Origin of the sequence: Pseudomonas sp. NPDC087615 (assembly GCF_044743445.1) — a bacterium.
Taxonomy (GTDB): domain Bacteria; phylum Pseudomonadota; class Gammaproteobacteria; order Pseudomonadales; family Pseudomonadaceae; genus Aquipseudomonas; species Aquipseudomonas baetica_A.
In genome coordinates, this window is sequence record NZ_JBIUWM010000016.1 from 89911 (window position 1) to 101189 (window position 11279).

The window sequence follows — 11279 nt, forward strand, 5'->3', positions numbered from 1 at the left end:
TGGCCATGATGGCGGCGGCCGGCGGGCCGAGATAGTGGTCGAGGGCGCGCTCGGCGGCTTCGTGGAATTTCTTTGAATCGGGCGATTCGTAGGGGGATGCCGGATCTGTGACCGGCGGGTTAGGCGTCGGTTTGAACATTGAGTCTTTCTCCAGTAGAGCCGCAGCCATTTCGCTACTAAACGAAAGGGGTGGCAGCTGTGCGCAAGTTAGTAGACCGGCAGAAGACTCAAGACCCGGCGCACCCGAAGATGCCATGCGCACAGCCACCATCAAGTGCAAGCAAGCGCCCGACTGGATGATTCTTGTGCAGCCGTAAGTCAACTGATCCGGGCTACTAAACCCGATCACTGGAAATCAGTGATGCGAACCAAGTTACGCAGCCGACCCAAGGCGCACAAGCCGGCGGATTCTGGTGCATGCGTAGGCAGCGGCGCAAGGATTTGTAGGCTGCCGGGCGTAACACCGAGTGTCTTTAAACACCTGCGCCGGAAAGGGTTTAGTGCCCTACAGAGATGGGGGATTTACCTGTCGGATTTGGCTGTGGCGGCTGACCCCTTGGCGAGCAGCCCGCTCGCACAGGGGGAACACATGCCAATGTGGGAGCGGGCTTGCTCGCGAAGAGGCCCAGACATTCACCAAAAGATTCAGGCGATCGACACCTCTAGCCTCCACTCAGCGGCACATGGGCTTGCGCTGCTGAGCGCGTTGATCATTCGGTCGGCACTAACCTGTCCAGCACACGATTGACCGCCAGCTCGGCCAGCATCACCACCTGGGCGATGCCTTGCAGGGTTTTGCGGTGCGTGCCATCCACCAGTGCCGCGTGGTTGTGGAGCATGACGGTGGCGGAGCCGAGCGTTTCACTGGCGTCGGCCAGCAGGGATTCGGTGTCAGCCTCGGGGTGCGCCATGTACAGCGTGTTGGGGGTGTAGGGCGCGGCCATGATGGCGGCGGCCGGCGGGCCGAGATAGTGGTCGAGGGCGCGCTCGGCGGCTTCGTGGAATTTCTTTGAATCGGGCGATTCGTAGGGGGATGCCGGGTCTGTGACCGGCGGGTTTGGCGTTGGTTTAATCATCTTCAGGTTCCGAAATAAAGCTGGAACCGCTTCTCTGCTAAAAGAAGGGGTGGCAGCTGAACGCAGGTTAGCAGACCGGGGAACCTAAGGAAGCCGGCGCGCCGAAGCGCCCTGCGCACAGCCGCCATCGATGCAGGCACAGAGCCTGACTGATGATGTGTGTGTGCACCCTTAGATTAACCACGGGCTGCTAAACCCGATCACTGGGAATCAGTGATGCGAACCAAGTTACGCAGCCGACCCAAGGCGCACAAGCCGGCGGATTCTGGTGCATGCGTAGGCAGCGGCGCAAGGATTTGTAGGCTGCCGGGCGTAACACCGAGTGTCTTTAAACACCTGCGCTGGAAAGGGTTTAGTGCCCTACAGAGATTGGGGATTTACCTGTCGGATTTGGCTGTGGCGGCTGCCCCCTTGGCGAGCAGCCCGCCCGCACAGGGGGAACACATGCCAATGTGGGAGCGGGCTTGCTCGCGAAGAGGCCGGCACAGACACTGAAAGATCTCAGGCCGGGGACATTTCCTGCGCCAACCCCAAAAACGCCGCCGGCAACCGCGCGCCCTTCCTCTCCTTGAGGCAGTACAGGTATTCGGGAATCTGCGGCGCATGCTCAAGGGTCAGCACCTTTAGCTGCGGATCATGCGGCACTTCCTGGCGGGCAATGATGCTGATGCCGATGTTGCGCAACACCGCCTCACGAATCGATTCACGGCTGCCGATCTCCAGCAGCGGCCCGAAACTCACCCCGGCGCTGGCCAGCAACTCTTCGGTCAACCGCCGCGTGGTCGAACCCGACTCGCGCATCAGCAACGTATGCCCGACCAACGCACTCAGCGACACATGCTCATGCACCGCCAGCGGGTGATTGCGATGCACCGCCAATACCAGCGGATCAGTGCCGAGCACCCGACGAATCAGCCGCGCATCATCCAGCAACTGCGACGACGCGGCGACATCGACCCGGTAATCCTCCAGCGCTTCGAGCACCTGCTGCGAGTTGCCGATTTCCACCGACACGTCCACTTGCGGCAGACGCTCGCGGAAGGTCTTCACCAGATCGAGGATGTAATACGGCGCGGTCGCGGCGATGCGTAGCGTGCCTTGCACCTGGCCGCTGTTGCGCAGGAAAAACTCGATATCGGCTTCCTGCTGCAACAACGCCTTGACCATCGGCAGCAGCCTCGCGCCTTCATCGCTGACGCTGAGGCGGCGACCGCCACGGTAGAACAGCTCTACCGAATAGTGGCTTTCAAGGTTACGAATCTGCGTGGTCACGGTCGGTTGGCTGAGGCCGAGTTTCTTCGCCGCCAGGGTGATGCTGCCCAAGCGGGCCACCATGTAAAACGCCTTCAGCTCGGCACTCAGCACAACCATTCCTCTCGATTATTTGCGCAACAGGCGCAAACCGTTGAACACCACCAGCAGGCTCACGCCCATGTCGGCAAACACCGCCATCCACATGGTGGCGAGCCCGGCGAAGGTTACCCCAAGAAAGATAGCCTTGATCACCAACGCCAATGCAATGTTCTGTTTCAGGATGCTGGCGGTATCGCGAGACAGGCTAATGAATGCCGGGATCTTGCGCAGATCGTCGTCCATCAGGGCAACATCGGCAGTCTCTATCGCCGTGTCGGTGCCCGCTGCGGCCATGGCAAAACCGATCTCGGCGCGGGCCAATGCCGGGGCATCGTTGATACCGTCGCCGACCATACCGACCCGGTGGCCCTGTGCGTAAAGCGCTTCGATGGCTTGCAGCTTGTCGGTCGGCAGCAAATCGCCCTGAGCCTGATCGATGCCCACCTGCGCTGCAATTGCTTGAGCGGTGTGGACGTTATCGCCCGTGAGCATCAGGGTTTTCACTCCGAGCTCATGCAACTGGCGGATCGCTTCGCGACTGGTCTCCTTGACGGTGTCGGCCACCGCAAACAGCGCCAGCGGGCCGGACTTGTCGAGCAACAGCACCACGGATTTGCCCTGTTTCTCCAGCGCGAAGAGTTTTTCTTCCAGCGCCGGGGAGCACAGGTTCAGCTCTTCAACCAGGCGATGGTTGCCCAAGTAGTAGACCTGGCCGTTGATCTCGCCTTTGACGCCACGACCGGCCAGTGCTTCGAAGTTATCCACAATCAGCGTCGCGAGGTTTTTATCCACAGCGGCGCTGGCGATGGCCAGCGACACCGGGTGGTCGGAACGGCCGGCCAACGCGGCAGCAATCGCCGGGGCGGTGGCGTCGGCAGTCGGGTCGAGGGACAGGTAATCGGTCTGCACCGGTTTGCCGTGGGTGATGGTTCCGGTTTTATCCAGCGCCAGATAATCGAGCTTGAAACCGCCCTCCAGGTACACGCCGCCCTTGACCAGAATGCCTTTGCGCGCCGCCGCCGCGAGACCGCTGACGATGGTCACCGGGGTGGAAATCACCAAGGCACATGGGCACGCGACCACCAGCAACACCAGCGCGCGGTAGATCCAGTCGAACCACACCGCGCCCATGAACAGCGGCGGGATGATCGCCACGGCCAGGGCCAGGACGAACACCGCTGGGGTGTAGATTGTCGAGAATTGATCGACGAAGCGCTGGGTCGGTGCGCGTGCGCCCTGGGCTTGCTCGACGACGTGAATGATCCGCGCCAGGGTCGAGTTGTTCGCCGCTGCGGTGACCGCGTATTCCAGCGAACCGGCCTGATTGATGGTGCCGGCGAACACTTTATCGCCCACGGTTTTCTCCACCGGCAGGCTTTCCCCGGTGATCGGCGCCTGATCGATGGTCGAACGGCCGCTGACGACTTCACCGTCCAGCGCGATGCGCTCGCCGGGTTTCACCCGCACGCGGGCGCCGAGTTCGACGCTTTTCACTTCCTGTTCGAGCCAGCGACCGTCAGCCTGCAATACGGTCGCCTGCTCCGGGGTCATTTGCATCAGGCCGCCGATGGCGTTACGCGCACGGTCCAGCGAACGTGCTTCGATCAACTCGGCCACGGTGAACAGGAACATCACCATCGCCGCTTCCGGCCATTGGCCGATCAACACGGCACCGGTCACGGCGATGCTCATCAGCGCATTGATGTTGAGGTTGCGGTTCTTCAGGGCAATCCAGCCCTTCTTGTAGGTGCCGAGGCCACCGCTGAGGATCGACACCAGCGCGATGATCGCCACCACCCAGGTCGGCGCGGCGTTGGTGAAGTGGATCACTTCGGCAGCGAGCGCACCGACACCGGACAGCGCTAATGGCCACCAGTGTTTTTTCACGGGGGCCGGGGCTGGCGACTCGACGCCCGCCTCCAGCGGTTCGGCCTGCATGCCGAGGGATTTGATCGCCTCGATGATCGGTGCGTTGTCCGCCAGCGTGTGGGTCACGCCGAGCACGCGGTTGATCAGGTTGAATTCCAGTTGCTCGACGCCGGCCAGTTTGCCGAGTTTATTCTGGATCAGCGTCTGTTCGGTCGGGCAGTCCATCGCCTCGATGCGAAAGCTGCTCAGCCGGGCGTCGGCGCTTTTTGCCTCGCTCAGTTGCACCAGCGCAGGTGCCGCAGCTTTCGACGCGCAGCAGGAATCGCCGCCGTGGTCATGTTTATGCACAGGCTGCAATTTATGGCTGTGGCCATGATCGTGCCCGTCGCCGGGCTTATGGGTGTGCTGAGAATCGCTCATCGGGTCGCGTCCATGAAAGTGCCTGTTGCCAAGTAAAGACCCTGTAGCCACTATAGGGTCAAGCACCCTTTTGGAGATTGCCGTCATGAAGATCGGAGAACTGGCCAAGCTGACCGATTGCGCCGTCGAAACCATCCGTTACTACGAGCGCGAAAACCTGCTGCCAGAGCCCGCCCGCAGCGACGGCAACTACCGCGTCTACACCCAGGCCCACGCCGAGCGCCTGACCTTCATCCGCAACTGCCGCACCCTCGACATGACCCTCGAAGAAATCCGCAGCCTGCTGGCCATGCGTGATAGCCCGCAGGATCAGTGTGAAAGCGTTAACACGCTGATCGACGAACACATCCAGCATGTAAAGGCACGAATTGACGGGTTATTGGCGTTGCAGACACAACTGCTCGACCTGCGCCAACGCTGTGGCGAAGGGCCGGGGGCCGATCAATGCGGGATTTTGCAGCGGCTGGAAGTGAGTGGCGGGGTTGTGGCGACGGAGGTGGAGCATTCACATGTAGGCCGTAGTCACGGCCATTAAGAACACCCGATAACCAATGTGGGAGCGGGCTTGCTCGCGAAAGCGGTGTGTCAGCCAACACATAATTGACTGACACACCCTCTTCGCGAGCAAGCCCGCTCCCACAGGGTATTGCGTGAAACCTTCAGACCGCCATCGGCGCAGTCATCGGCGCGTGGTGCTCGTAGCCTTCCAGCGAGAAATCACTCGGTTCCACCAGTTCCAGCCACTCCGGCTGATACACACCGGTCTTGGCAAATTCCGGCACGCGATCCGAAATCTTCAGTTTCGGCATAGCAAACGGCTCGCGCTTGAGTTGTTCGTTGAGCATGTCCAGATGGTTTTCGTAGACGTGCGCATCACCGATGAAATAGGTGAACCAGCGCGGGGTGTAACCGGTCAGGCGACCGATCAGGCTCAGCAGCGCGGCGCCTTCGGTGAGGTTGAACGGCGTGCCCAGGCCCAGGTCGTTGGAGCGGATGTAGAGGGTCAGGGAAATTTCCCTGGTCTCGACATTCGGGTGGAACTGGTAGAGCAGATGGCACGGCGGCAGGGCCATTTCATCGAGTTGCGCGCAGTTCCAGCCGTGGAACAGGATGCGGCGGCTGCCCGGATCATTGATGATCGTGTCGACGCACTGGCGCACCTGATCGATGGCTTTGTACAGGACCACGTAGGCCTGACCGTCTTCTTCGCCTTGAGCGATTTGCTTGTAGCCGTTGCTCAAGGTTTGTTCGATGGCGGCGGTGTTGCTCAGCGGAATCTGCTTGTACGCCGGCCATTTGCGCCATTGCACGCCGTAGATTTCGCCGAGGTCGTCGTCGCCCTGACGGAACGGGTTGGCCAGCCACTGGGCGTTTTCGTTGGCGTTCTGGTCCCAGACCTTGCAGCCCAGCGCGCGGAATTCAGCCGCATTGTTCACGCCGCGCAGAAAGCCGCACATCTCGCCGATGGCCGATTTGAAGGCCATCTTGCGGGTGGTGATCGCGGGGAAACCTTCCTGCAGATCGAAACGCAGCATCGCCCCCGGGAAACTGATGGTGTTGATGCCGGTGCGGTTGGCCTGTTTGGTGCCGTTCTGGATGACGTGCGAGACCAGTTCGAGATATTGCTTCATGAGTTACCTGTGTCCTTGAACCCGGGGGCCGTCGCCCCCGGCCTTCGAATTTATACGGCCGCCGCTGGCGCTGCCGGCGCGCGATGATAAGCCAGCCAGATCAAGTACAGACCGGCAAGCACCATCGGCACGCAAAGAACCTGACCCATGGTCAGCCAGCCCCAGGCCAGATAGCCCAGTTGCGCGTCCGGTACACGGACGAATTCGACGATGAAGCGGAAGATGCCGTAGAACAGCGTGAACATCCCCGATACCGCCATGGTCGGCCGCGGTTTACGCGAGAACAACCACAGGATCAGGAACAGCGCGACGCCTTCAAGGGCGAACTGATACAGCTGCGACGGGTGACGCGGCAACTGCGCCGGGTCGCTGAACGGCGGGAAGATCATCGCCCACGGCACGTCGGTCGGCTTGCCCCACAACTCGGCGTTGATAAAGTTGCCGATACGCCCGGCGCCCAGGCCGATCGGCACCATCGGTGCGACGAAGTCCATCAACTGGAAGAACGACTTGTTGTTCTTTTTGCCGAACCACAACGCGGCCAGCATCACGCCGATAAAGCCGCCGTGGAACGACATGCCGCCCTTCCACACTTCGAAAATCAGCAACGGGTTGGCCAGGTAGGCGCTCAGATCGTAGAACAGCACGTAGCCCAACCGCCCGCCGACAATGACGCCCATCGATAACCAGAAAATCAAGTCGGAGAGTTTCTCCTTGCTCCAGGTCGGGTCGAAGCGGTTCAACCGCCGGGACGCCAGCAGCCAGGCGCCGCCGATGCCGATCAGGTACATCAGACCGTACCAGTGGATTTTCAGCGGACCGATGGCCAGAGCCACCGGGTCGATCTGCGGGTAAGGCAGCATTGCGACTCCTCGTTAGAAGTTGAAACCAGAATTCCCGGGCGACGCTGTCACCTCAGGATTAAGCCAGGATTGCGACGCGATCAAAGCAAAAAGCTTAAACCTACGGTGAACAGCAAAGCGGCGAACAGCCTTTTCAGCAAGCGCGGCGACAACCTGTGCGCCAAACGCGCGCCGAGACGGGCGAACACCATGCTGGTCAGGGCGATGCCCAACAGCGCCGGCAAATAGACAAAACCGAGACTATGGGCCGGCAGCAACGGATCGTGCCAGCCCAGAATCATGAAACTTAATGCGCTGACCAGGGCGATGGGCAGCCCGCAGGCCGACGAGGTCGCTACCGCTTGCTGCATCGGTACGCTGCGCCAGGTCAGGAACGGCACGGTCAGCGATCCGCCGCCGACGCCAAAAATCGCCGAGGCCCAGCCAATCACACTGCCAGCCACGGACAGACCGAGTTTGCCCGGCACCGTTCGACTGGCCTTGGGTTTGACGTCCAGCGCCAACTGCACGGAAATCACCAAGGCAAATACACCGATGATTTTTTGCAAATGCGGCCCGGAAATCGCTTCGGCCGTCAGCGCACCGAAACCGGCGCCGACCAGAATACCCACGGTCATCCACGCAAAAACCGGCCAGCGTACCGCACCACGTCGATGGTGCTCACGCACGGCATTGACCGAGGTGAAGATGATCGTCGCCAACGACGTGCCGACCGCCAGGTGGGTCAGAATCGATGGGTCGAAGCCCTGCAAAGTGAAACTGTAAACCAGCACCGGGACAATGATGATCCCGCCGCCCACCCCGAACAGCCCGGCCAGCACGCCTGCACAGGCGCCCAGCGCCAGATAGAGCAGAAATTCCATGACCGTCTCCCAGACGCTTTCCCCAAACCGGAGCGGCATGGTAACGGATGCATACCCTTAGGCGGAACTGGCGATGGATGCACGGACGCCGGATGCGTAGAGTGGGCAAAAAACACACAAGGACCACCTTATGTGCCTGATCGTTTTTGCCTGGCGCCCGGGCCATGCCCAGCCGCTGATCGTTGCGGCCAACCGTGACGAGTTTTACGCCCGCCCCAGTCTGCCACTGGCGCAATGGCCTGAGGCACCGCATGTGCACGCCGGACGCGATCTCGAAGCCGGTGGCACCTGGCTGGGGATCGGCGCCAACGGGCGCTTTGCGGCGCTGACCAATATCCGCGACCCGCATCAGCCGCCGGCGCGTAAATCGCGGGGGGAGCTGGTGGCGGGGTTTCTCGCGGGCGATGAGACGATTGATGACTATCTGGCCGACGTTGTCGGTCGGTCTCCAGAGTACGCCGGGTTCAACCTGCTGCTGGGCAACAGCCATGAGCTATGGCACTACAACGCACGGATGTCGGAGCCGGTGATGCTGCAGGCCGGGGTCTACGGGTTATCCAATGCCGGACTGGACACGCCGTGGCCGAAGTTGCTCAAGGCCAGGGCGGCGTTGAGTGCAGTGCTGGAGGATCCGCAACCCGCACGGTTGCTGGCGTTACTTGGTGATGCGCAAACGGCGCCGTTTGCCGAGCTGCCGGATACCGGCGTGGGGCTGGCGACGGAATCACTGCTGTCGAGTGTGTTTATTGCCAGCCAGAGTTACGGGACGCGGGCGAGTACGGCGCTGGTGGTGCAGGCGGATGGGGCGCGAAGGATGGTGGAGCGCAGCTTCGGGCCGTATGGCGGGCATCTGGGGGAAGTCGAGATTGTGGTTTAGCGGTATCTGGACTGACGCTTTCGCGAGCAAGCCCGCTCCCACATTGGATCTGTGATCGACACAAATCCCCTGTGTGCGGGCTTGCTCGCGAAGGGGCCATCAGCCTTTTAGAGGGCCTTGATGACTGCCGGCGGATTGATCTTCGACAACCCAAGGTTCTTCAGCGCCAGTTGCAGCGAACTGTGGATAACTTGCGGGTTATCGATGGTCATCAATTCGCCCAGCAATTGCTTGGCCTTGTCCAGATTGACCTGACGCAGCATCCACTTCACCTTCGGCAAGTTGGTGGCGTTCATCGACAGACTGTCGAAGCCCATCGCCATCAACAGCACCGCCGCCGCCGGATCACCGGCCATCTCGCCGCAAATGCTCACCGGTTTGCCCTCGGCATGGGCGTCGCGCACCACGGTTTGCAACGCTTGCAGCACGGCCGGGTGCAGGTAGTCGTAGAGATCCGCCACCCGTGGGTTGTTACGGTCCACGGCCAGCAGGTATTGGGTCAAGTCGTTGGAGCCGACCGAAAGGAAGTCGACCATCCGCGCCAGTTCCTTGGTCTGGTAGACCGCTGCCGGAATCTCGATCATCACCCCTATTGGCGGCATTGGCACGTCGGTGCCTTCGTCGCGCACCTCGCCCCACGCCCGGTGAATCAGGTGCAGGGCTTCTTCGAGTTCGTGGGTGCCGGAAATCATCGGCAGCAGAATCCGCAGGTTGTTCAAGCCTTCGCTGGCCTTGAGCATGGCGCGGGTCTGCACCAGGAAGATTTCCGGGTGGTCGAGGGTGACGCGAATGCCGCGCCAGCCGAGGAACGGGTTGTCTTCCTTGATCGGGAAGTACGACAGCGACTTGTCACCGCCGATGTCCAGGCTGCGCATGGTGACCGGTTGCGGATGGAACGCCGCGAGTTGCTCGCGGTAGATCGCCAGTTGCTCCTTCTCGCTCGGGAAGCGCTGGTTGATCATGAACGGCACTTCGGTGCGGTACAGACCGACACCTTCGGCGCCACGCTTCTGCGCCCGCGCCACATCCGCCAGCAGGCCGGTGTTGACCCACAGCGGCATGCGGTGCCCATCGAGGGTCACGCAGGGCAGATCACGCAGGGCATCGAGGCCCAGCGCCAGTTGTTTCTCTTCTTCGACGACTTCGGCGAACTGCTTGCGCAGCACTTCGCTGGGGTTGGTGTAAACCTCGCCACGAACGCCATCGACGATCATTTCAATGCCGTCGACCTTGGCGTACGGCAGATCGACCAGGCCCATCACCGTTGGAATACCCATGGCCCGGGCCAGGATCGCAACGTGGGAGTTACCCGAACCGAGTACCGAAACCAGACCAACCAGCGTGCCTTCAGGCACCTCGCCGAGCATGGCCGGCGTCAGTTCTTCGCTGACCAGAATGGTTTTTTCCGGATAGACCAGGTTCTGTTGCCGCTCTTCCTGCAAGTAGGCCAGCAAGCGGCGGCCGAGGTCTTTGACGTCCGACGCACGCTCACGCAGGTAGGCGTCGTCCATCAGTTCGAAACGGTTGACGTGTTCGGTGACCACCTGACGCAACGCACCCTGCGCCCACTGGCCGGTCTTGATCACGGTGGTGATTTCGCTGCCGAGCGAAGCATCGTCGAGCATCATCAGATAAACGTCGAACAGCGCGCGCTCTTCGGGACGCAGTTGTGTCGCCAGTTTCGCCGACAAGGCACGCATGTCGGCGCGCACGCCTTCAATGGCGGTCTTGAACAGTGCCAGTTCGGCGTTGATGTCGGTGATGGTCTTGTCCGGCACCACGTCCAGATCCGCCGGCGGCAACATGACCACCGCCGTACCGACCGCCGCACCCGGCGAGCCCGGCACGCCGACGAACTTGGCTTCCTGAATGCCTTTGCCTTGACGGCCCAGACCCCGGATCGAACCGGTGGCCTCGGCGTGGGCGATGACGCCAGCGAGCTGCGCGCTCATGGTCACGAGGAAGGCTTCTTCACCTTCATCGAACTGGCGGCGCTCTTTTTGCTGGATGACCAACACGCCGACAACGCGGCGGTGGTGAATGATCGGTGCACCAAGGAAGGAGGCGTAGCGCTCCTCACCGGTCTCGGCGAAGTAGCGGTAGCGCGGGTGATCCGCGGCGTTTTCGAGGTTCAGGGGTTCTTCACGCGTGCCGACCAGGCCCACCAGACCTTCGTTGGGTGCCATGCTGACTTTACCGATCGAGCGCTTGTTCAAGCCCTCGGTGGCCATCAGGACGAAGCGGTTGGCCTCGGGATCAAGCAGGTAGACCGAGCAGACCTGGCTGCCCATGGCCTCTTTGACGCGCAACACAATATTCCCCAACGC

The 11279-nt window shown here is 61.4% G+C and carries 9 protein-coding genes; 2 read left to right on the forward strand and 7 right to left on the reverse strand.

Features of this window, described 5'->3' with window-relative positions; all coding sequences use genetic code 11:
* Positions 1–710 precede the first annotated feature (710 nt).
* The 3 genes from ACIOU6_RS10655 to ACIOU6_RS10665 all read right to left on the reverse strand — a co-directional run bounded on the left by ACIOU6_RS10655 (position 711) and on the right by ACIOU6_RS10665 (position 4718).
* Positions 711–1076, reverse strand: coding sequence for a DUF6124 family protein (locus ACIOU6_RS10655; RefSeq protein WP_401135976.1), 366 nt, complete (start codon positions 1074–1076; stop codon positions 711–713).
* Positions 1077–1577: 501 nt separating this feature from the next.
* Positions 1578–2441, reverse strand: coding sequence for a LysR family transcriptional regulator (locus ACIOU6_RS10660; protein WP_339539156.1), 864 nt, complete (start codon positions 2439–2441; stop codon positions 1578–1580).
* 15 nt (positions 2442–2456) lie between these two features.
* Positions 2457–4718, reverse strand: coding sequence for a heavy metal translocating P-type ATPase (locus ACIOU6_RS10665; RefSeq protein WP_401135978.1), 2262 nt, complete (start codon positions 4716–4718; stop codon positions 2457–2459).
* 85 nt (positions 4719–4803) lie between these two features.
* Here ACIOU6_RS10665 and cadR point away from each other — a divergent pair, with 85 nt between their 5' ends.
* The gene (cadR, locus tag ACIOU6_RS10670) at positions 4804–5253 is read left to right on the forward strand and encodes a Cd(II)/Pb(II)-responsive transcriptional regulator (protein WP_008088440.1); all 450 of its coding nucleotides are present in this window, start codon (positions 4804–4806) and stop codon (positions 5251–5253) included.
* A gap of 124 nt (positions 5254–5377) precedes the next feature.
* On the opposite strand, the gene ACIOU6_RS10675 is transcribed toward cadR, so the two are convergent.
* The 3 genes from ACIOU6_RS10675 to ACIOU6_RS10685 form a co-directional block, all read right to left on the reverse strand.
* A complete protein-coding gene (locus ACIOU6_RS10675) occupies positions 5378–6349 on the reverse strand; it encodes a thymidylate synthase (protein WP_221734084.1) in 972 nt (323 codons plus the stop codon).
* Between the two features lie 50 nt (positions 6350–6399).
* Positions 6400–7212 carry a prolipoprotein diacylglyceryl transferase gene (lgt, locus tag ACIOU6_RS10680; RefSeq protein ID WP_339430385.1) on the reverse strand — a complete coding sequence of 271 codons (813 nt, stop codon included), beginning with the start codon at positions 7210–7212 and terminating at the stop codon, positions 6400–6402.
* A gap of 80 nt (positions 7213–7292) precedes the next feature.
* Entirely contained in the window at positions 7293–8075 is a 783-nt protein-coding gene (locus ACIOU6_RS10685) for a sulfite exporter TauE/SafE family protein (protein ID WP_221734086.1), read from the reverse strand.
* 130 nt (positions 8076–8205) lie between these two features.
* Here ACIOU6_RS10685 and ACIOU6_RS10690 point away from each other — a divergent pair, with 130 nt between their 5' ends.
* The gene (locus tag ACIOU6_RS10690) at positions 8206–8952 is read left to right on the forward strand and encodes an NRDE family protein (RefSeq protein ID WP_401135982.1); all 747 of its coding nucleotides are present in this window, start codon (positions 8206–8208) and stop codon (positions 8950–8952) included.
* A 107-nt stretch (positions 8953–9059) separates the two neighbouring features.
* Here the strand turns inward: ACIOU6_RS10690 and ptsP are convergent.
* The coding region (ptsP, locus tag ACIOU6_RS10695) for a phosphoenolpyruvate--protein phosphotransferase (protein WP_401135984.1) at positions 9060–11279 on the reverse strand (2220 nt) is incomplete at its 5' end.

Excerpts from the sequence above, each read along its gene's own strand:
- ACIOU6_RS10655 (WP_401135976.1), bottom strand. The coding sequence starts at position 1,076 with ATGATTAAACCAACGCCAAACCCGCCGGTCACAGACCCGGCATCCCCC.
- ACIOU6_RS10665 (WP_401135978.1), bottom strand. The coding sequence starts at position 4,718 with ATGAGCGATTCTCAGCACACCCATAAGCCCGGCGACGGGCACGATCAT.
- cadR (WP_008088440.1), top strand. The coding sequence starts at position 4,804 with ATGAAGATCGGAGAACTGGCCAAGCTGACCGATTGCGCCGTCGAAACC.
- ACIOU6_RS10675 (WP_221734084.1), bottom strand. The coding sequence starts at position 6,349 with ATGAAGCAATATCTCGAACTGGTCTCGCACGTCATCCAGAACGGCACC.
- lgt (WP_339430385.1), bottom strand. The coding sequence starts at position 7,212 with ATGCTGCCTTACCCGCAGATCGACCCGGTGGCTCTGGCCATCGGTCCG.
- ACIOU6_RS10685 (WP_221734086.1), bottom strand. The coding sequence starts at position 8,075 with ATGGAATTTCTGCTCTATCTGGCGCTGGGCGCCTGTGCAGGCGTGCTG.
- ACIOU6_RS10690 (WP_401135982.1), top strand. The coding sequence starts at position 8,206 with ATGTGCCTGATCGTTTTTGCCTGGCGCCCGGGCCATGCCCAGCCGCTG.